Origin of the sequence: Herbaspirillum sp. 3R11 (genome assembly GCF_004563925.1) — a bacterium.
Taxonomy (GTDB): Bacteria; Pseudomonadota; Gammaproteobacteria; order Burkholderiales; family Burkholderiaceae_D; genus Herbaspirillum.
In genome coordinates this window covers 36,355-55,407 of record NZ_SPNJ01000006.1, presented here as the reverse complement: position 1 = coordinate 55,407, position 19,053 = coordinate 36,355, and the positions used below count along the sequence as shown (strand labels likewise).

General features: G+C 61.8%; 20 protein-coding genes. 8 read left to right on the top strand and 12 right to left on the bottom strand.

Annotation, left to right across the window (positions count from 1 at the left end):
• Window positions 1-34: 34 nt before the first annotated feature.
• Complete coding sequence (locus tag E4P32_RS22330; RefSeq protein ID WP_116436108.1) at window positions 35-601, bottom strand: SRPBCC family protein; 567 nt, start codon at window positions 599-601, stop codon at window positions 35-37.
• A gap of 2 nt (window positions 602-603) precedes the next feature.
• Between E4P32_RS22330 and E4P32_RS22325 the strand changes: the two genes are divergently transcribed.
• From E4P32_RS22325 to E4P32_RS22305, 5 genes are all read left to right on the top strand, one after another.
• Window positions 604-804 carry a hypothetical protein gene (locus E4P32_RS22325; RefSeq protein ID WP_135008781.1) on the top strand — a complete coding sequence of 67 codons (201 nt, stop codon included), beginning with the start codon at window positions 604-606 and terminating at the stop codon, window positions 802-804.
• Between the two features lie 7 nt (window positions 805-811).
• The gene (locus E4P32_RS22320; RefSeq protein WP_116436107.1) at window positions 812-1,855 is read left to right on the top strand and encodes a LacI family DNA-binding transcriptional regulator; all 1,044 of its coding nucleotides are present in this window, start codon (window positions 812-814) and stop codon (window positions 1,853-1,855) included.
• A gap of 170 nt (window positions 1,856-2,025) precedes the next feature.
• Entirely contained in the window at window positions 2,026-3,390 is a 1,365-nt protein-coding gene (gene gudD / locus E4P32_RS22315; protein ID WP_116436106.1) for a glucarate dehydratase, read from the top strand.
• A 147-nt stretch (window positions 3,391-3,537) separates the two neighbouring features.
• Window positions 3,538-4,848 carry an MFS transporter gene (locus E4P32_RS22310; protein ID WP_116436372.1) on the top strand — a complete coding sequence of 437 codons (1,311 nt, stop codon included), beginning with the start codon at window positions 3,538-3,540 and terminating at the stop codon, window positions 4,846-4,848.
• 73 nt (window positions 4,849-4,921) lie between these two features.
• Window positions 4,922-6,163 carry a DUF2863 family protein gene (locus tag E4P32_RS22305; RefSeq protein ID WP_116436105.1) on the top strand — a complete coding sequence of 414 codons (1,242 nt, stop codon included), beginning with the start codon at window positions 4,922-4,924 and terminating at the stop codon, window positions 6,161-6,163.
• Between the two features lie 2 nt (window positions 6,164-6,165).
• Here the strand turns inward: E4P32_RS22305 and E4P32_RS22300 are convergent, their stop codons facing one another.
• Both E4P32_RS22300 and E4P32_RS22295 read right to left on the bottom strand, forming a co-directional pair.
• Entirely contained in the window at window positions 6,166-6,696 is a 531-nt protein-coding gene (locus tag E4P32_RS22300) for an ankyrin repeat domain-containing protein (RefSeq protein WP_116436104.1), read from the bottom strand.
• Between the two features lie 123 nt (window positions 6,697-6,819).
• On the bottom strand, window positions 6,820-7,680 hold the full coding sequence (locus E4P32_RS22295; protein WP_116436103.1) for an oxidoreductase: 861 nt from the start codon (window positions 7,678-7,680) through the stop codon (window positions 6,820-6,822).
• 163 nt (window positions 7,681-7,843) lie between these two features.
• Here E4P32_RS22295 and E4P32_RS22290 point away from each other — a divergent pair, with 163 nt between their 5' ends.
• Complete coding sequence (locus E4P32_RS22290) at window positions 7,844-8,743, top strand: LysR family transcriptional regulator (protein ID WP_116436102.1); 900 nt, start codon at window positions 7,844-7,846, stop codon at window positions 8,741-8,743.
• A gap of 23 nt (window positions 8,744-8,766) precedes the next feature.
• Here the strand turns inward: E4P32_RS22290 and E4P32_RS22285 are convergent, their stop codons facing one another.
• The 3 genes from E4P32_RS22285 to E4P32_RS22275 form a co-directional block, all read right to left on the bottom strand.
• Window positions 8,767-9,144, bottom strand: a complete 378-nt coding sequence (locus E4P32_RS22285) for a hypothetical protein (protein ID WP_233526744.1) — start codon at window positions 9,142-9,144, stop codon at window positions 8,767-8,769.
• A gap of 135 nt (window positions 9,145-9,279) precedes the next feature.
• The gene (locus E4P32_RS22280; RefSeq protein WP_116436101.1) at window positions 9,280-10,494 is read right to left on the bottom strand and encodes an MFS transporter; all 1,215 of its coding nucleotides are present in this window, start codon (window positions 10,492-10,494) and stop codon (window positions 9,280-9,282) included.
• Between the two features lie 92 nt (window positions 10,495-10,586).
• A complete protein-coding gene (locus E4P32_RS22275) occupies window positions 10,587-11,735 on the bottom strand; it encodes a saccharopine dehydrogenase C-terminal domain-containing protein (RefSeq protein WP_116436100.1) in 1,149 nt (382 codons plus the stop codon).
• A 365-nt stretch (window positions 11,736-12,100) separates the two neighbouring features.
• On the opposite strand from E4P32_RS22275, the gene E4P32_RS22270 reads away from it, so the two are divergent.
• Entirely contained in the window at window positions 12,101-12,943 is an 843-nt protein-coding gene (locus E4P32_RS22270; RefSeq protein ID WP_116436099.1) for a transporter substrate-binding domain-containing protein, read from the top strand.
• 171 nt (window positions 12,944-13,114) lie between these two features.
• On the opposite strand, the gene E4P32_RS22265 is transcribed toward E4P32_RS22270, so the two are convergent.
• Together E4P32_RS22265 and E4P32_RS22260 are read right to left on the bottom strand one after the other, a co-directional pair.
• Window positions 13,115-13,816, bottom strand: a complete 702-nt coding sequence (locus E4P32_RS22265; RefSeq protein ID WP_116436098.1) for a DUF1120 domain-containing protein — start codon at window positions 13,814-13,816, stop codon at window positions 13,115-13,117.
• 216 nt (window positions 13,817-14,032) lie between these two features.
• Window positions 14,033-15,139, bottom strand: a complete 1,107-nt coding sequence (locus E4P32_RS22260; protein WP_158559751.1) for a fimbrial protein — start codon at window positions 15,137-15,139, stop codon at window positions 14,033-14,035.
• 391 nt (window positions 15,140-15,530) lie between these two features.
• Here E4P32_RS22260 and E4P32_RS22255 point away from each other — a divergent pair, with 391 nt between their 5' ends.
• Window positions 15,531-16,550, top strand: a complete 1,020-nt coding sequence (locus E4P32_RS22255; protein WP_158559750.1) for a fimbrial protein — start codon at window positions 15,531-15,533, stop codon at window positions 16,548-16,550.
• 44 nt (window positions 16,551-16,594) lie between these two features.
• Here the strand turns inward: E4P32_RS22255 and arfB are convergent, their stop codons facing one another.
• From arfB to E4P32_RS22235, 4 genes are read right to left on the bottom strand one after another with little or no spacing between them, the layout of a single operon-like run.
• Window positions 16,595-17,008, bottom strand: coding sequence for an alternative ribosome rescue aminoacyl-tRNA hydrolase ArfB (arfB, locus tag E4P32_RS22250; RefSeq protein WP_116436095.1), 414 nt, complete (start codon window positions 17,006-17,008; stop codon window positions 16,595-16,597).
• Window positions 17,009-17,040: 32 nt separating this feature from the next.
• Window positions 17,041-17,487 (bottom strand): Lrp/AsnC family transcriptional regulator, encoded by a 447-nt coding sequence (locus E4P32_RS22245; protein ID WP_116436094.1) that lies wholly within the window; start codon window positions 17,485-17,487, stop codon window positions 17,041-17,043.
• A 5-nt stretch (window positions 17,488-17,492) separates the two neighbouring features.
• Window positions 17,493-18,266 (bottom strand): amino acid ABC transporter ATP-binding protein, encoded by a 774-nt coding sequence (locus E4P32_RS22240; RefSeq protein ID WP_116436093.1) that lies wholly within the window; start codon window positions 18,264-18,266, stop codon window positions 17,493-17,495.
• A gap of 1 nt (window position 18,267) precedes the next feature.
• The gene (locus E4P32_RS22235) at window positions 18,268-18,936 is read right to left on the bottom strand and encodes an amino acid ABC transporter permease (RefSeq protein WP_116436092.1); all 669 of its coding nucleotides are present in this window, start codon (window positions 18,934-18,936) and stop codon (window positions 18,268-18,270) included.
• Between the last annotated feature and the right edge of the window lie 117 nt (window positions 18,937-19,053).

Sequence of the window (19,053 nt, the reverse complement as noted above, 5' to 3'; positions counted from 1 at the left end):
CGATCGGTTTTTCATCACGATAGCGAAAGCGGCCTCAGGGCCGCTTTTCCATTTCAGCCTTCACGGCGTTGAGCATGTTGCGCAGGTCGCGCTTCATCAGTGTTGCGCCGAACAGCGTCGGCACATAAAAGTCGGGCGCAATGATGCCGGCGTAGGCAATGCGGGTGCGCCCCAGTCCGTCCTCGCCCGCTTGCGGCAATGGCGACACCGCCTGCAACTCCCAACGCGCCTGATATTCGCGCATGTTGCCGCTGACCAGGCGGATGTCGATGACCTCCATCGGTTGTTCGGTGACGTGCAGCACCAGATCGATGTTTTGCCGGATGAACAGGAATTGAGCGAAACCGTGCTGCGTGACGACACGCTCGTTGCCTTCGCTCGAGCTGACTTGCGAACGCGACAGGTTGGGGACGAACTCGGCCAGCCGGTCGTAGTCGGTCAGTACTTTCCAGCTGCGCGCGACGTCGGCATTCGCGGTCATCTTCGCCGTCACTGCAAACACCGGATAGCCTTTGGCGTGGGTCATGACGACGCTGATGTCGGGCTCGCCGGCGGTGGTTTGCGCGTCGGCGTCGATGCAGGCGGTTCCGGACAGCGCCACAAGTGAGCAAAGCAGAAAAAGTCGCAAAGGGATTTCCGGGTGGTCAGTTCATCGATATCAATATTCACGCTGGAGCTTACTCGAATCCGATGACGGCGCAATGTCATTCACGGCAGGGCAGTGGTATCGGTACCATTTCGGCAATGCTAGAATCGCGCCATGACGAAGCCCTCGATTCCCGCCATTTCAGCACCTTCACCTGACGTCCCGATGACCGCCCCTGCACCTGTGGTGCGCAAGGGCCGCAAGGGCGCCGGGCTGACCTTGCGCGACGTCGCCCGGCTGGCCGGCGTGGCGCCGATCACCGCCTCGCGTGCGCTCAATACGCCCGACGCGGTGTCGGAAACCGTTCTCAAGAAGGTCCGCGAAGCCGTCGAACGCACCGGTTACGTGCCCAATCTGCTGGCCGGCGGGCTGGCGTCCAAGAAAAGCCGCCTGGTCGCCGCCGTGGTGCCGACCATCGTCGGGCCGATCTTCCTGGAAACCGTGCAGTCGCTGACTGAAGCGCTGGCCGACGCCGGCTATCAGCTCATGCTGGGCCAGAGCGGCTACGAGAATTCGCGCGAAGACGCCTTGCTCGAAGCCATCATCGGCCGCCGTCCCGACGGCGTGGTGCTGACCGGCATCATGCGTTCGGCCGAGTCGCGCAAGCGCCTCCTGGCCAGTGGCATCCCGGTGGTGGAAACCTGGGACCTGACGCCCACGCCGATCGACATGCTGGTCGGTTTTTCGCATGAACGCATCGGCGTCGCCGTGGCACAGCACCTGCACGCCGCCGGTCGCCGCCGCGTGGCCGTGATCGCCGGTGTCGACGAACGCAGCCGGCGGCGCGCGCGGGCATTCTCCGATGAAGCGGTGCGACTCGGCATGGCCGTTGCCGCTAACACGGAAGTCCCGCAATGCATGGTGCCGGCGCCGACCACGCTGGGCAGCGGCCGCACCGGCCTGGCCGACCTGCTGGGGCAGGACGGCGCCATCGACGGCGTGTTCTGCAGCTCCGACATCCTCGCCATGGGCGTCATGATAGAAGCCCAGGTGCGCGGCATCGCCATCCCGTCGCAACTGGCGGTGATGGGCTTCGGCGACCTCAGCTTCTCGCGCGACCTGCATCCGCAACTGACCACCGTACGCATCGACGGCACCGGCATCGGCAAGACCGCCGCGCGCTTCATCATCGAGCGCGCCGAAGGTCGCGAAGTGCCGGAACGCGTGCACGACATCGGCTTCACCATCATCGAACGGCAGAGCGTCTGAGCCGTCCGGCCGATTGATCTTTCCCCACGTCCTTTTCCTCCGGTTTGCCATTTGACAACATCGCGGTAAACCGATTGACAGCCAAAAACGGTACCGCTACCATCAGCATCAATCACAATTGGTAGCGGTACCAATTGAATGTCTCCCCAGATCACCGTACAAGGCCCACCATGTCTGCTCAGCCAAACGCGTCACTGAATTCTTCTCGCTCATCCGCGCCCGTCGTCACCGGGATGCAAGTCATCCCGGTTGCCGGTCGCGACGGCATGCTGCTCAACCTGAGCGGCGCGCACGGCCCTTACTTCACGCGCAACATCGTCATCCTGACCGACAGCGCCGGCAACACCGGCGTCGGCGAAGTGCCGGGTGGCGAGCGTATCCGCCAGACCCTGGAAGACGCGCGTGAACTCGTCGTCGGCCAGTCCATCGCCAACTACAACGCCGTGCTCAACCGCATGCGCCAGACCTTCAGCGATCGCGACGCCGGCGGCCGCGGCTTGCAGACCTTCGACCTGCGCATCACCATCCACGCCGTCACGGCGGTGGAGGCGGCGCTGCTCGATTTGCTCGGCAAATTCCTCGGCGTCCCGGTCGCGGCCTTGCTCGGCGAAGGCCAGCAACGCGACAAGGTGGAAATGCTCGGCTACCTGTTCTATGTCGGCGACCGCAACGCCACCGATCTCGACTATCACAGCGAACCTGACAACGCTGACGACTGGCAGCGCCTGCGCCACGAAAAAGCCATGGACGCCGACGCCATCGTACGGCTGGCCGAAGCGACCTATCAGCGCTACGGCTTCAACGACTTCAAGCTCAAGGGAGGCGTGCTGCGCGGCGAGGATGAAATCGAAGCCGTCGCCGCGCTGCATGAACGCTTCCCGCAGGCGCGTATCACGCTCGATCCCAACGGCGGCTGGTTGCTGAAAGACGCCATCCGCCTGTGCCGCGACCAGCACGACGTGCTGGCGTATGCCGAAGATCCCTGCGGCGCCGAGAACGGCTATTCCGGCCGCGAAGTGATGGCCGAATTCCGCCGCGCCACCGGCTTGCAGACCGCCACCAACATGATCGCCACCGACTGGCGCGAGATGGGCCACGCGATCCAGCTGCAATCGGTCGACATCCCGCTGGCCGATCCGCATTTCTGGACCATGCAGGGCTCGATCCGCGTGGCGCAATTGTGCAATGAGTGGGGCCTGACTTGGGGTTCGCATTCCAACAACCACTTCGATATTTCGCTGGCGATGTTCACGCAAGTGGCAGCCGCCGCGCCGGGCAAGATCACCGCCATCGACACGCACTGGATCTGGCAGGACGGCCAGCGTCTGACGCGCGAGCCGTTCAGGATCGTCGGCGGCATGGTCGACGTACCGACCGCACCGGGCCTCGGCGTCGAGATCGACATGGAGCAGGTGATGGCGGCCAACGCGCTCTACAAAGCCAAGGGCCTGGGCGCACGTGACGACGCCATCGCCATGCAATACCTGATTCCGGGCTGGAAGTTCGACAACAAGAAGCCCTGCCTGGTCCGGTGATACATACATCTCAGCAAGCATCAGGAAAATAAAAAGCGAAATAAAAAGCGCAATAAAAAACGCAATAAAGATCGCACAGGCCGCAATGACGGCCGCAGCGACAACCTTAAGGAGACAGCAGTGAGCAATCCCGCAAATGAGCAGAGCATCGCGGCGTATGCCGCACATCCCGACGGCCCCGCAAGCGGCCCGCTGGCCAGCGCCATCGATAAGGTCAAATGGCGCATCCTGCCGCTGTTCGTGGTCATGTTCATCGCGAATTACATCGACCGCGTCAACATCGGCTTCGTGCGTTCGCACCTGGCGACCGATCTCGGCATCGGTACGGCGGCGTTCGGCTTTGGGGCGGGATTGTTCTTCATCGGCTACGCCATTTTCGAAGTGCCGTCCAACATGCTGCTGCAAAAGTTCGGCGCCAAGGCCTGGCTCACGCGCATCATGCTGACCTGGGGCGTGGTGGCGACGTCGATGGCCTTCGTGCACAACGAGACTTCGTTCTATATCTTGCGCTTCCTGCTGGGCGTGGCCGAAGCGGGCTTCTTCCCGGGCGTGGTGTACTACTTCACGCAATGGCTGCCCAACAGCGAACGCGGCAAGGCGATGGCGGTGTTCCTGAGCGGCTCGGCGATTGCGTCGATCCTGTCGGGACCGATCTCGGGTGCGCTGCTGCAGATAGAAGGCGGCGGCCTGCACGGCTGGCAGTGGATGTTCATCATCGAAGGCCTGGCCTCGGTGCTGCTGTGCTTCGTGGTCTGGCGCCGCCTCGATTCGCGTCCGCAAGACGCCACCTGGCTCAGCGACGACGAGCGCAACAGCCTGACCACCATCATCGCGCATGAACAACGCGAGCGCCAGGCCAGCAAGCCGGTGCACGTGTCGTCGTGGAGCCTGCTCAAGGATCCGCAGATCCTGTTGTTCTGCTTCATCTACTTTGCGATTCAGCTGACCATCTACGGCGCGACCTTCTGGCTGCCCAGCATCATCAAGAAGATGGGCCACTTCAACGATTTCCAGGTCGGCCTGTTCAATTCGATTCCGTGGATCATCTCGATCGTCGCGATGTATATCTTCGCCAGCCTGGCGGCGCGCTTCCGCCACCAGCAGGCCTGGGTGGCGGCAACGCTGATCATCGCCGCGGCCGGCATGTTCGCCTCGACCACCGGCGGTCCGGTGTTCGCCTTCGTCGCGATCTGTTTTGCCGGCATCGGTTTCAAGGCGGCGTCGTCGCTGTTCTGGCCGATTCCGCAAGCCTATCTCGACGCGCGCATCGCCGCCGCCGTGATCGCGCTGGTCAATTCCATCGGCAATCTGGGCGGCTTCTTCGCGCCGGCGACCTTCGGTTATCTGGAGCAAAAGACCGGTTCGATCCAGGGTGGCCTGTATGCACTGGCGGTGGCTTCGGTGATTGCCGCCGGGCTGGTGTTCCTGGCGCGGACCTCGGGCAAAAAAGCAGTCTGAAGGCGCAGTCAGAAGGCGATGAAGGGCGGACTTGTTACAATGTCCGCCTCTTCTCTTCACAAGCATTCCCGCCATGTCCAAAAGCAAGCGCCCCGCCGGCAAAGCCGTCAGCACCTCCATTCCTTCCGATCCTTCCGATTCTTCCCTGATGCCGGCCGGATACGATCTCGACGAAGCCCTGGTCGACAAGCTGGCCAATCTGGCGGTCGAACTGGCGACCGAGGACGAAGCCTCGCCCGACTTGCCGGCCAAGCAACGCGACCTGCACCGTGTCATCACCAAGAGCCTGCGCCAGCAGCAGGACGACGTCCTGTACGAAGCGCTGGAACGCGCACGCGACCAGGAAGCCGAAGCCTATCCCTACCTGCGCGAAAAAATCGAAGAAGCCGCCGAGACGGTCTTCTTTACCCGCAACGAGCGCAGCTATGAAGTCAACGCCTTCGTCATCCCGATGTTCGTGCGCACCGTCGGCGGCCTCGATGCGGAGCAGAACTTCCGCGACGCCGACGCCTTCACCGAACTGACCGCCAGCATCAAGGAGGCCCAGCTCGAGAGCGCCGACGCCAAGGTGGTGCTGGTCAGCTACGCCTACCACCTCGACGAAATCGACGCGATCACCTACAGCCATCTGGAAGCCATGGTGCGCGACGCCTACGCCGCCATGACCGACAAGAAGATCACCGAAACAGCGGCCATCAACCGCAGCATGAGCAGCTGGCCGGCCAATCGTTTCGGCGCCGAGGACACGGCGGTGGAATTGCGCTTCCTGCTCGGCTTCGCACTGAAGACGGCAGACGATCCGTTCTACACGATTCCCAAAGACGAAGCGGCGATGGACGCCTACTTCGCAGTGCGCGCGCAGCGCTTCCAGACCTGGAGCGAAAAGGTCGTGCCGCTGGTGCAGCGCTGCCTGGTCACCGATGGCCGCCAGTTCGACGTGCACTTCCTGTACCAGGACCTGTTCCACGGCGGCAAGGAACGCGGCATCGCCGAGTACTTCATGCTGCAGATGATGTCGGAGCTCGATCACGGCCTGCAGGAAAGCGGCGTGGACGCGCAGCAGACCCATGCCGTCATGGGTCCGGTGGATATCGAAGGAGAAATCTTGCTGCGCGTGAATATCTACAACGGCGAGACCGTTGTCGCCACCGCCGAGAAGCCGCTCGACGGCGCCGGCGATTTGCAAGTTGAACTTGACGACACCTGCGACGCGTTGCTGACCATGGGTTTGAAATCGGTGGCGCTGGCGGAAGAGTTCGACGCTGACGGCAACGCTGTCAACGTCCAGCCTTACGCCGACGGTTCCGCAGCTTAGATTCAGTTCGTCAGGCGGCGCTCCAGCAGCGCCGCCGTCTCCGGCGCCCCCATGGCGCGCGCCGCTTCCAATGCCGTCGCCCCATTCTCGCTGCGGGCATTGATGTTGGCGCCGTGCGCCAGCAGCAACTCCACGATCTCCACGCGATTGAACATCGCCGCAATCATCAGCGCGGTCTTGCCGTCGGGCGATGCGCCTTCGACATCGGCGCCGCCGTCGAGCAAAGCTTGCACCACCGCCGCATGTCCCTTGAACGCTGCGCCCGCAATCGGCGTCTGGCCGTTGTCGTTGCGCAAGCCGGCGTCGGCCTTGTGCTGCAGCAAGACCTGCACCGCCGCATCATGGCCGTGGTACGCGGCCAGCATCAGCAGGCTGTCGCCCTTGTGGTCGCGCAGATTGGGCGGTAGTCCCTTGGCCAGGTAAGCCTCGAGTTCATCGGCTTCGCCGTGGCGCGCCAGGTCGAACATCTTGGCGGCGAAATCCAGCGTGGCGTCGTCGAGCTGGCCCGGATCGTTGGGTGGGGAAGAGGTCATGGCGATTCCTTCGAAAACGTGAAAGCCGGCCAGGCTGCATGCATGACCGGCGACTGTCGTCGATCATAGCAAACAACCCGGCCGGCTTCAGGCCGCCTTGCTTCCCCTAGCTTTCCTATGACATCAAGCTGTTACGTCGTCATGGTTGGTCGAGGTCGACACCGCCAGCCATTGCTGCAACTCGGCTTCCACCGTCTGGTTCTTGTTCCGGATCGCGGCGATGGTGTCCGAGCCGAGCGCCAGGCGCAGCGGCGGGTTGGCGTCGTCGGCCAGTTTCAGGATGGCGGTGGCCAGCTTGGCCGGATCGCCCGGTTGCTTGTGGTTGGCGCCGGCCATCAGGGTGCGCATCACACCGACGCTGTCGGCATATTGCGCGATGCGGTTGGAGGTCGACACCACCGAATCGGCATTGAGAAAGTCGGTGCGGAAGAAGCCCGGCTCCACCACCGTGGCGCGCACGCCCAGCGGCGCCAGTTCGGTGTGCAGCGCTTCGGTCAGTGCCTCGACCGCGAACTTGGTTGCGCAGTAGATGCCCCAGCCCTGATGCGATGCATAGCCGCCGATCGAGGAGATGTTGATCACGTGGCCGCTGCCTTGTGCGCGCAGGGTTGGCAACACGGCGCGCGTGACGTGCAGCAGGCCGAACACGTTGGTGTCGAACTGCCGCTTTACTTCTTCTGCGCTGGCTTCTTCGACACCGCCCAGCAAACCGTAACCGGCGTTATTGACCAGCACATCGATGCGGCCGAAGCGTGCGACGGCTTGTTTGGCCGCAGCTTGCGCGTCGGCTTCGCTGGTGACGTCCAGCTTCAGCGCCAGCAGGTTGGCTTGTTCGCCGAGCGCGTCGATGACGGTTTGCGGATTGCGTGCGGTGGCGATCACACGGTCACCGCGCAGCAAGGCGTCGCGGGCGATCAGCGCGCCGAAACCGCGCGACGCGCCGGTGATGAACCAGACTTTGGATGTTGTCGATGCTTGTGTCATGGTGATGCTCCTTGGTGAATTGTCTATCGTCGGATGTGAACTGCAATGTGGCTTTGCGCAGTTGGCAGGACGAAGTGTAGGCAGGCGCGCGCTGTTACACTAGACCACATCAACGTGTTTCATTTACAACCAATGGTTGTAAATAAATAAGGAGCGGGAAGCGATGGACAAAGCCAGGGTAGTGACGATTTTCCTGGGCGTGGTGCGCGCCGGCAGCTTCAGTCAGGCGGCGGTCGAAGCCGGCATGACGCCGCAGGCGGTGAGCAAGGCGGTGCGCCAGCTGGAGGAAGACCTGGGCGTACGTCTGTTCCATCGCAGCACGCGCAAGCTCAGCCTGACGGAAGAGGGCGCGCGCCTGGCCGAGCTGGCCGACCCCGGCCTGCGCCTGCTCGACGAAGCGCTGGACCAGGTGCGCAATAGCCGCCGCGACGCCGAAGGCATGATCCGCGTGAGCGCGCCGACCTCGGTGGGCAATCTGTTGCTGATGCCGCTGATCCAGGAATTCCAGGAGCACTACCCCAACATCCATTTCGATTTCCTGCTCGACGATCGCTTCACCGACCTGGTGGCGGAGCGCGTCGACGTCGGTTTTCGCACCGGCAAGGAGCCGCAGCGCAACCTGGTCGCGCGTCGCCTGGGTGACATCATCCTGCAAATCTACGCAGCACCTTCGTATCTGGAGAAATACGGCAAGCCGAAGAGCCTGGCCGAGTTGCGCAAGCATCGTTGCACCGGTTTTCGCCATCCGAATACCGGCAGGCTGTCGCCCTGGATGCTGACGGTGGACGGCACCACGGTCTTTGAGGAAATGCCGGCAGTGGTGAGTTTCAATACCATGGAGTCGGAAGTTGCCGCCGTGCAGGCCGGCGTCGGCATCGGCCAACTGGTGGTGTATTCAGTACGCGAGCAAGTCGCCGCCGGCAAACTGACGCCGCTGTTGCCGCGCCTTAACAGCATCTACGGCGGCCTGTACATGTACTACCCGCAGCGCAAGCAGATGCCGCAGCGGGTGCGGCATTTCATCGACTTCATCACGGAAGCCCTGCGCCGCACAGGAATTTGAACTGCATCTGAACGGCCTTGGCGTCACTTTGTAATCATCTGCAAGCGGGTCAGCGACAGCGCCGGTTGCTGTCCGGTCTGCAGCTCGGTCTGCAGCGTGCCGGTCCGGCGCGGCAGGCAACGGAAATCGAGTTCCACCTGCATCGGTTGCCAGCCGCGCGCCTGCTGGCGCAGCTGCATGTCGCGGTCCTGGCCGGCGCAATACGCCACGGCTTTTTCGCGGCTGGCATTGGTCAGCTGGGCCATCGACATGGTGTAGCTGATGCCGGTGGCGATGAGGTTGTAGTTGTCGTCGCCATCGACCGACACGACCTCGCTGAAGTTGGCGCAGCCGCTCAGCGCGCAGGTAGCGAGCAAGGGTGCAAGTAAAGTCGTTGCCCGGGAAATCATGAAGGGTTGCATGGAAATCCTGCACTGATTGATCACGCAGCCAGTGTAGAACCGTGCCAAAAACTATTACATCATCCTGATGCAACTTTACCTCTGTTCATAATCGTCAAGAGCGTCAGCGCGGGGCGATCTCTGCACTCCGCGCTGTCAACGCAATCGCGCCACGCGCGAGCTCAGGATCACCGCAGCCTGCAGGACAAACCCGGCTAGCACCATCAACAGGCAGACGGAGGTTCCCCAGCGGCTTCCCACCAGGGCGCCCAGCGCCGCACCGATCGGACGCGCGCCGGCATTGGCCGTCAGGAACACCGCCGAGACCCGGCCCAGCATGGCGTCCGGCGTCATGCTCTGGCGCAGCGTGGTGGTCGTGATGGTCCACACCATGGGGCCGGCGCCGAGCAGGAAAAAGCACAGCCCCGCCAGCGCCGCATGCGGAATCAGCAAAGTGGCGGCGAGACAGGTCGCTGCCAATACGCCCGCAAGCGGGCCGATCTGGATCGTCCTGCCCAGCGGCAGTCGCGCCATGAGCGGCGCCGTCGCCAATGCGCCGACGATCATGCCGGCGCCATACAAGGCCAGCGTAAGGCCCACTGCGCCGGTCCCCAGTCCCAGCACGCGCATGGCATACGGCACGTAGATCGCTTGCAATGCAAACCATGCGCTGTTGAAGATCACGCCGGTGATTGCCACCGGTCGCAGCAGCGCGTTGCGCCAGACGAACGAGGCGCCTTCGGCGACTTCGCGCAGCGGATGCCGTCTGGTCGCGGACGTGCCAACGTCGGCCGGCGCAAGCCCGGGCAAGCGAAACAGCAGGACGAGCGCACCGGCAGACAACACGGTCGCCACGCTGAATGCCGCGGTGGCGCCGGCCCATGAGACCAGTGCGCCGGCGACCGCCGGGCCGGCTGCGAAGGCGGCGCTGCGAGCCAGTTCCAGGCGCGCGTTGGCCTGCGCCAGCGAGGTACGCGGCACTAGCGAAGACACCAGGCCCGGTGCCGTCACGCTGAACCCCACGGTGCCGACCGCACCGGCAAATCCGAGCGCAGCCATCCAGACTATGTCCAGTGCGGAGGAGTGCAACACCATCAGCAGGCTGAGCAGCGCCAGGCAGCGCAGCGCTTCGCTCCACAGCATCAGGCGTCGACGCGGCAATCGATCCGCCAGCACGCCCAGCGGCAGCGAGAGGAGCAGAAACGGCAGGGTTTGCAAGGCGGTCAGCGTGCCGATGTCGCCGGGTCCGGCGCCCAGCATCAAGACCGCGACCAGCGGCGCGGCGGCCAGGCTCAGTTGTTCAGCGGATTGTGCGGCCAGGTTGGACCAGGCCAGTGTGGCGAAGGCGGGCGGAAATGGCGGTGTGCGCATCGGAGATTACCCTGATCGGAACTGGTTTCGATCAGGGCAGTCTGCGACGCCGGCACTCCTTGTGCACTCCGTTTTTTGCTTTGAATATTTCTTCAGGCAGCCACTGCGGCCTCGTGGTCCGCATGGCGAGACACGTACGGCGCATGCGGGTTTGTTCCCTGTGCGCCCTGGGCATAGACCCGGCCGAAGCGGTTGGCGAGAAAATCCGCCAGCGCAATCTGTTCCTGCCGGATGAAGCCGTGCGCCGGCAGCTTGCCCAGCCGGAACAGATCCAGCGCCGTGCAGATGCCGGCGGCGGTAGTGATCTGGATCGCGCTTTCATGCACGCCGTCGCGGGTGGCGGCGAAGATCTTGCGCGAGAACACCTCCTGCACGTGCATGCCGTCGCGCATGCCGCTCACCGTCACGAACACCAGCACCACGTCCTGCATGGTGGTCGGCACCGACTTGCGCAGGATGCCTTTGAGCTGCTCCTGGTCATCGCGCAGGCGCAGTTCTTCCAGCAGGAATTTCACCAGGTTGCGGTGGCCCGGATAGCGCACCGATTTGTAATCGAGGTTGCGCACCTGGCCGGCCAGGGTGCTGCACAGAGTGCCCAGTCCGCCCGAGGTGTTGAAGGCTTCGTACTCGACCCCGTCCAGCGAAAAATGCTCGAGTCCTTCCAGCGGCTGGATGTCCTGCATCTTGCCGTCGCGGATCGCTTCGCAGGGATGGCAGTACTCGTTGACGAGGCCGTCGACGCTCCAGGTCAGGTTGTATTTCAGCGCATTGGTGGGAAACTCCGGCAGCGCGCCCACGCGCATCTTGACCTCGTGGATCTCGTCGAAGCTGCTCGTCAGCGAATGCGCGGCGATGCCGATGAAGCCCGGCGCCAGCCCGCATTGCGGCATGAAGGCGGTGTCTGCGCCGGCCGCCAGTTTGGCGATGGCGCGGGTGGCGCGCACGTCTTCGGTCAGGTCGAAGTAATGCACGCCGCTCAGCTTGGCCGCCTTCGCCACGGCGGTGGCCATGTGGTACGGCAGCGCATTGAGGCAGGCGTCGCGGCCCGACAACAGGCTGCACAGCGCGTCATGGTCGTTGAAGTCGACCTGCGCGGTGGCCACGCCGAGCGCGCGCATCGCGGCCAGCGCGTTGGCGTCGCGGTCGGCGGCGAGTACCTCGTAGTCGCCGTCGGCATGCAGGTGCAGGAGGTGGGCGATGGCCAGGCCGATGTGGCCGGTGCCGAGCAGGACGATTTTCATGATGGCGCTCCTTGTTGTGGATTTGTAGTGGATGTGCAGTGGATTTGGAGCCGTGACGGCCGGCGGATGCCTCCATTGTAGGAAGCAGTCGTCACGATAAAAAGACCAAGATTGATGCGTGTATGACGATAATTTGGTCGTTTTGTAGTGTTTGACGCTATAAATAGCCGTCCATGCCGAAAAAGCATCCGTACAGGCGATCCTCCAGCGCATTCTCAGCAAGCGGGAATATGCAATATGCTGCGCAACACATACCGCTTGGTATTAAAATTGCCGGATGCCATCGGGACCAGAAGTCCTGAAGGCGCCAGAGAATCAAACCAGCGCACATCAGTGCCACTTCATACATCCAGGGAGAGAAGCAAATGCCAAATCGTCGCAGTTTCATCACCAACGTCGCGGGCCTCGCCGCCGCCAGCTATCTGCCCGGCGCCTTCGCGCAGAGCGCACCGGCCGGCGAAAGCACCTTCGCCCGCATCAAGCGGACCAAAGTGCTGCGCATTGGTGGTGTACGCGGTCAGGCGCCTTACTACAACAAGGACCTGGCCAGCGGCGAATGGGTCGGCTTCATGGTCGACTTCGCCAAGAACCTGGCGGCCAGCCTGAACGTCAAGCTGGAAATCCTCGAAACCACCTGGGGCAACTCGGTGCTGGACCTGCAGACACGCAAGATCGACGTCTTCTTCGGTCTCAACCCGACCCCGGCACGCCGCGAAACCGTCGGCTTCTCCGAGCCGCTGTTCAACAACGCGTTCACCATCGTCTCCAAAAAGGGTTTCGCACCGAAGACCTGGGAAGAGCTCAACAAGCCTGAAGTCAAGATCGGCGTCGACATCGGTTCCTCGCACGACGCGATGATTACCCGCGTCTGTCCCAAGGCCACCATCGTCCGTCTGGAAAAAGCCGACGACGCCACCCTGGCCCTGCAAACCGGCCGCGTCGATGTGCAGGTGCTGGTCTGGCTGCTGGCCCTGAACGTGCTGAAGAAGAACCCAAGCCTGGGCACCATGATCGTGCCGATGCCGCTGGAAGCGACTTCGACCAACATCGGTGTGCCGAAGGAAGACGACAAGGCCTGGCTCGAGTACATCAACAAGTGGATCGTGCAGGAACGCGCCGCCGGCAAGGTCAAGTCCACCGTGCTGGAAAACCTGCAGAAGCTGTCGGGCGTGCGTCCGGAAGACGTGCCACCGCAGATTCCGCTGTAATACTGCAGTAAAGCCGGTGCAAGCCGGTGCAAATCGGCCGGCAGTTGCAAATGAAAACGCCGCCGTTCCCAGTCAAGTCGGGACGGCGGCGTTGTCGTTTACGGGGTGGAAATGAGAGTGACACCCGAGGTGACATGCGGCAAGCCGGATCTCCTGCCCACGTGGCCCGGCTTAGAGGTACACCAACTCCAGTGTGGAAGATCCGTCCAGCGGAATCGCGTCGCGCACCGGCAGATTGGCGAGCTTGTCGATAGTGACCTCAACAGTCAGTTCGCCGGCTATCGTGCTGAAAGCGCCCGGAGCATGTTGCGAAGCAGTTCGGATTGACTCAGGGTCGTTCGGTGCCCATGTATAGATCAGCGTCGGGCGGAAGAAGGCGCCATCGCTACTGTAAGCATTGTCCCAGGTGTTCGGGTCGGAGCCGAGAGCACGATTCAGGTAAAGCGCGATATGGTAGCCATCCGCCTGGACCTTGGTCATGCTGACGGTATAAATGCCGACTTTTTTACCATCGACAATCCCGAGTCCATAAGCAAAGCGATCGTCCTTGTATCCATTGGAGAACGACATGATGGCGGGCACCACCGAGGATGCACGATTGTCGCTCAGCTTGAGCGCCACCATGGCCTTGCCGGTCGCGCAATCGATGTTGAACGCCGTGGTTCTACGCTCCAGTTTGGTCGCGGCAGTGTTGCTCAGTCGCGACGGCGGAATATTGCCGTAGTCGATCACGCCGCCTGCGGCAATGTTGAGCGTGCAGGACGGCGGCTTGACCGAGCCCTTGACCTTCAACTCTGCCGTGTCGGCAGCGTGCGCACCGGCCGCCACCGCAAGCATGGCAAACAGCGCGGACAAAAACATGGCGTTCTTCATTTTCGACTCCCTCGTTAATAATATTGTTGGGTTGACCCGATAACAATGCGTTATTCGATGGAGTGATTTTGACGTTTTCCTGATTTTGTTTATATGAGAATAGTCTCAAAAATAGTTGGATTATTTGGCAATGTTCCCGTGTCGCAAGCTTTGTTGAGCTGCCGGTAGCGATCGGCAGCAGAAACTGCTATGAGTCTGGGGACGAGGCTGCTTCCCTTATCGATATTGCATGGTGACCACGGTGGTGCCGGTCACCCGCCCGGCGGTGACCGTCGCGGCAGTCTGAAAATACTGAACCCGCATCGGGAAATTGTAGGTGCCGTTGAGCGTTGGCGGCGGTGTGCCTCGTTCAAGCGCACCAAAAGCAATAGGGCGGCCGGAGGTGGTATTGATGATTTGCAGGCCGACGCCTGCTGCCTTGCCGTCGCCTTGGCTTGTGGCGATGACGCCGGGCGATCCGGAAGCATCGCGAGAACTCTCCGAGAAGGACACTCCCACGCGCTGACCTATCACTATTCCGGAACATTCGGCCGATATATTGAAGTCTTTGCGTGCCGCAGGCACCGTACCGATACCGGTGAATTGACTCTGTGGCGCAGGAGGGATGGCGACGGCGAGAGGCACCGTAAGATTGCAGGTAGAGGAGTACGATTTGGTCCCTCCTGACAAGAAAATGGAGGCCAAGCTAAATGGCGTTGAGCCATCGGGAATGCTGCCCCATATGTTTGCGACTAGATCGGTTTGGTTCAGGGTGTTTCCACCCATGGGCCGCATCAGTCCAGGTCCGGTAGCGGCGTTACTCGCCTTTTTGTAGCGCACACGTACGGTCATCGTACTCTTGGTGATGCCAACTGGGAACGTATAAGCAGTGTAGTCGCCTGTCAGAGATACACCGGCCGTCGAGCTCTCGGCATTGCTCAATTCGACCTCCGACTCAAACTTAACAGAGTTCGCGACGATTCCGTTGACGGTGCCATTTCGAACAGGCTGTGTATACATCTGCCTATTTCCAGAGCAGGTCAGCGTCAGAGTCCGCGTCCACGTTTCTTCATAGATGATGGTACCAATCGGCACTACTGAACCGTCGATCGCTTTTGTCGAAGCGAGATTGATGGTCGAAGGCGTGATATCACAGATCGCCAGTGCGGAATGGGTGGCGGCCAAGTTCAACAGCAAGGCGAGCAGGAGTTTGCCGGACATTGCAACAGCGCGAGTGGCAGCCCCTCCGCTCGCGCTGCCTCCTGGAGCGGCTTCCTTCGAATTGGTTTGCGTTAGTAACGTCATCGACGACCAGAATCGTCTTCCATATTTATCGTCGTGCATGAGCATCTCCAGCGGTCAAATGGAAAGATGCTACAAGTCCATTCGCCATGGCGATATAGGAGAACTCTCAAAAGCGTTCCAGGCGTGGCGCCCTGCTCGAACCAGGTCCGACGCCGCCGGCTGGGGATGGTGTCTACAACAATCCTTTCCGTGTGCGGTACTACCAGACCGCAAACAATGCCACGAGCGGCGGTGTGACCGAACGAGTCGAAGTACGGGCGATGTATCAATCATCTGAGGCTGCAGCGATGCTGCAGTTCGAGAGTTTTCTTATATCTTTCGCAAGGCAGAAAATCCACACTCCTTGGTTATGGGCGCTTCACGGCAAGCGCCTCCTCGCCGTGTTTGCTGCAAAGCTGCGGTGGCTGAACGGACAAAAAAGGAGCGGATGATGAACATGCAAAAATGGTGCTGGAAAGTGATGGTGAGTGTATGCGGCCTGATGCTGGGAAATGTGGCGCTCGCCGCAGACGGATGTATTCCCGACGCCGGTATAAGTACACTCGTGGGGACGTATGATTTCGATACGACCTTTGACATCAGCGCCCTTGCGCCCGGCAGCGTCATCGCGTCAGTGACTGCCACAGCAAAATCGACCACGGATCCGAACAGTTCTGTCTTCCGGTTTTCGTGCCCCACTGCGCCCGCGACTCCTTCGACCGTCGCTGGGGGGCTCTTGCCCGGTGGCGGAGTGATTACCAGCAGTTTTGGGACGTTTGACACCATCCAAACACGTGTGGCAGGGGTCGGCATCAGAGTGACCGGCAGTAGCACTACCGCTTTCGTCTCCGTGTATCCAGGCACGCGGGGCATCAAAGCTGGGACGCTGTTTCCAACGTACACCCTCACCTTTATCAAGACAGACTCATCGACATCCGGGGTGGATTCATTGGCAGGGTCCATAACCTATGCCTTTGGCGACAATAAAATGCAGGCGATCCGATTCACGCTTTCCAATACGATCAAATTCATTCGGGGCAACGTCACCACTTGTATCCCTACGGTAGTGCCCGGCAACGCGATCACTTTGCCCAAGGTGTCGACGTCGGCGCTGGCGGCCAACGGTCAGAAAGCCGGCTGGACGCCATTTTCGATCCGCCTGGACAGTTGCAAGACAAGCGGCGTCCAATCCAATGGGGTGAACGTTCGCACCTTTTTTGACGGCCCGCGCGTCAATGCGACGACAGGCAATCTCGACGTGACCGGCCCTGCCAACGTGCAACTGCAGTTGAGCAACGGCGATGGTTCGGTGATCAATCTGGCCGGCGTGAAAGGGAGTCAGAACGTCGCCACCACGCAGATACGCGCCGGAACGGCAACCCTGCCGTATGCCGTCAGCTATTTTGCGACAGGCAAAGCAGGGGCGGGTACGGTGAGCAGCACAGTGAATTTCACGATGGAATTCCCCTGAGGCGTACGACCTCGTTCGGTTGATGATGGATGGTCGGCATCGGCTCAGTCGCCGAGCCCGGTGCGCAATACCTTCAGCCGTCCGCGCATGGTCTTGCTGTCGACACGCTTGCGTTTGGCGCTGCGAGTCGGTTTGGTCGGCCTGCGCGGAGGAAGCACGACCCCGGCCTCCTGAATCAGTGTCGCGAGCCGTTCCAGCGCCGCAATACGGTTCTGCTCCTGGCTGCGGCTCTGCTGGGACTTGATCACGATCACGCCGTCGCGGGTGATGCGCTGATCCTTCAGCTCCAGCAATCTTTCCTTGTAAAAGTCGGGCAGCGAGGACGCGCGGATATCGAAGCGCAGATGCACCGCGGTCGACGTCTTGTTGACGTTCTGTCCGCCCGCGCCCTGAGAACGCGTGAAGCTGAGTTCGACTTCCGCATCGGGCAGGCTCAGGTCTTCGGTGATCTGGAGCATGGCCGTTCAGCGACGCCGGCTGAGCACGGTGGTCATCGATCGATCTTGCGCGACAGCACGATTGAAGTAGTCGTCTTGACCACACCCTCGATCTCGCCGATGTCGTCCAGCAGCTTGTCGAGTTGTTCGGCCGAGGCAGCGCGCAGCCAGGCGACGTAGTCGAACTCGCCGCTGACGGAGCAGAGCTGTTCAATTTCGGGGATGCGCTTGAAGCGCTTGAGCACGTCGCGCGCCGTCCTGGCTTCGACCGTGATGCCGACGTAGGCGAGCAGGCCGCTGTCTTGCACCTCTTGCCCCAGCTTGACGGTGTAGCCGACGATGACGCCGTTCTTTTCCAGCCGCGCCAGACGCGCCACCACAGTGGTGCGCGCCACACCTAGTTGCCGCGCCAGGTTGGCGACGCTGTCGCGCGCCGACTGCTGCAACAGCGAGATCAGCTTGCGGTCGGTGTCGTCGAGCAGGTCGAGGCGGCCGGTCATGCTGATCAGCCGTTGAAGCGGGTCAGGAAGGATTGCGTCGCCGCCTGTTGCGGATTATCGATGACTTGCGACGGCGGGCCGGCTTCGACCACGACGCCGTCGCGCATGAAGATGACCTGGTCGGCGACTTCGCGGGCGAAGGCGATTTCGTGCGTGACCAGGATCATGGTCATGCCGTCGGCCGCCAGCGAGCGAATCACGTTGAGCACTTCGCCCACCAGTTCCGGATCCAGCGCCGAAGTGGCTTCGTCGAACAGCATCACGCTCGGGCGCATGGCCAGCGCACGGGCAATCGCCACGCGCTGCTTCTGGCCGCCGGACAGGCGCTGAGGATAGATGTCGGCGCGGTCGGACAGGCCGACTTTCTGCAGCAGTTCCAGCGCGTAGGCGCGTGCTTCCGCCTTGGGTTTGCGCAGCACGGTGAGCATGCCTTCCATGACGTTTTCGAGCGCGGTCATGTGCGGAAACAGGTTGAAATGCTGGAACACCATGCCGGTGTTGGTGCGGAACTTGGCCAGCTCGCGGTCCTTGAGCGGCTTGGAGGCTTTGGAGCCGAAGGTGAAATCCTGCGCGCCGACGCGGATGCTGCCTTGCTCGGGCACGGTCAGCAGGTTGATACAGCGCAGCAGCGTCGACTTGCCGGAGCCGGACGGACCGATCATGGCGACCACGCTGCCCTTGTTGACCTGCAGCGAGATGTCTTTCAGCACGACGTGGTCGCCGAAGGCCTTCTTCAGATTCTTGATTTCAATCATGACTTCATTGGTTGGATTGCTCATCTCATACTCCCTGTTGCGCGTTCAGGCGATTTTCCAGGCGCTTGGCCCAGATCGTCGCAGGCAGCAGGATGAGGAAATAGATCACCGCAACCATGGTGTAGATTTCCAGCGGGCGATAGGTTTCGTGGGCGATGATCTGGCCCTGGTACAGCAGGTCCGGCACCGCCAGCACCGACAGCAGCGAGGTGTTCTTGAGTTGCATGATGGACTGGCTGACCAGCGGCGGCGTCATGCGCTTGAACGCCTGCGGCAGGATCACGCGGCGCATCAGCTGGAAGCGCGTCATGCCGAGTGCGCAACCGGCTTCGCTCTGGCCGACGTCGATCGAGACGATGCCGCCGCGGATGATTTCCGAATAGAAAGCGCCGCCGTACAGGGCCAACGCCAGCAAGGCCGAAGTGCCGGCCGACATCTCGATGCCGACCAGCACCGGCAGCGCGTAGTAGAACCACACCAGTTGCACCAGCACCGGCGTGCAGCGGAACACTTCGACGTAGGCGCGCAGCGGGCCCGACACCAGCGGGTTGGTCGACAGGCGACCGAGGCCGACCGCCAGCCCGATCAACAAGCCCAGCAGGACGCAGGCGACCGTATAGGCCAGCGTGTAGCCAAAGCCCACGGCAATGACGTTGCGGAATTGCCAAAGCGCGGCGAAGTCCCAGTGATACATCGTGTTTCCTTTTCTTTTACTCTTTGGTGTCTGAATTCTTGGTTGCCCGCATAGTGCGCAGGCGAGGCAGCATGAAGTGTGCCAGTCGAAGCAGAAAAGGCGGTCGGTCTGACCAAT

Bases quoted from the DNA above. Each gene is read 5' to 3' on its own strand.
- E4P32_RS22320 (WP_116436107.1), top strand. From the start codon at position 812: ATGACCGCCCCTGCACCTGTGGTGCGCAAGGGCCGCAAGGGCGCCGGG.
- arfB (WP_116436095.1), bottom strand. From the start codon at position 17,008: ATGCTCCAGATCACCGAAGACCTGAGCCTGCCCGATGCGGAAGTCGAA.
- E4P32_RS22275 (WP_116436100.1), bottom strand. From the start codon at position 11,735: ATGAAAATCGTCCTGCTCGGCACCGGCCACATCGGCCTGGCCATCGCC.
- E4P32_RS22290 (WP_116436102.1), top strand. From the start codon at position 7,844: ATGGACAAAGCCAGGGTAGTGACGATTTTCCTGGGCGTGGTGCGCGCC.
- E4P32_RS22255 (WP_158559750.1), top strand. From the start codon at position 15,531: ATGAACATGCAAAAATGGTGCTGGAAAGTGATGGTGAGTGTATGCGGC.
- E4P32_RS22280 (WP_116436101.1), bottom strand. From the start codon at position 10,494: ATGCGCACACCGCCATTTCCGCCCGCCTTCGCCACACTGGCCTGGTCC.
- E4P32_RS22305 (WP_116436105.1), top strand. From the start codon at position 4,922: ATGTCCAAAAGCAAGCGCCCCGCCGGCAAAGCCGTCAGCACCTCCATT.
- E4P32_RS22265 (WP_116436098.1), bottom strand. From the start codon at position 13,816: ATGAAGAACGCCATGTTTTTGTCCGCGCTGTTTGCCATGCTTGCGGTG.
- E4P32_RS22285 (WP_233526744.1), bottom strand. From the start codon at position 9,144: ATGCAACCCTTCATGATTTCCCGGGCAACGACTTTACTTGCACCCTTG.
- gudD (WP_116436106.1), top strand. From the start codon at position 2,026: ATGTCTGCTCAGCCAAACGCGTCACTGAATTCTTCTCGCTCATCCGCG.
- E4P32_RS22295 (WP_116436103.1), bottom strand. From the start codon at position 7,680: ATGACACAAGCATCGACAACATCCAAAGTCTGGTTCATCACCGGCGCG.
- E4P32_RS22260 (WP_158559751.1), bottom strand. From the start codon at position 15,139: ATGCACGACGATAAATATGGAAGACGATTCTGGTCGTCGATGACGTTA.
- E4P32_RS22240 (WP_116436093.1), bottom strand. From the start codon at position 18,266: ATGAGCAATCCAACCAATGAAGTCATGATTGAAATCAAGAATCTGAAG.
- E4P32_RS22235 (WP_116436092.1), bottom strand. From the start codon at position 18,936: ATGTATCACTGGGACTTCGCCGCGCTTTGGCAATTCCGCAACGTCATT.
- E4P32_RS22270 (WP_116436099.1), top strand. From the start codon at position 12,101: ATGCCAAATCGTCGCAGTTTCATCACCAACGTCGCGGGCCTCGCCGCC.
- E4P32_RS22245 (WP_116436094.1), bottom strand. From the start codon at position 17,487: ATGACCGGCCGCCTCGACCTGCTCGACGACACCGACCGCAAGCTGATC.
- E4P32_RS22300 (WP_116436104.1), bottom strand. From the start codon at position 6,696: ATGACCTCTTCCCCACCCAACGATCCGGGCCAGCTCGACGACGCCACG.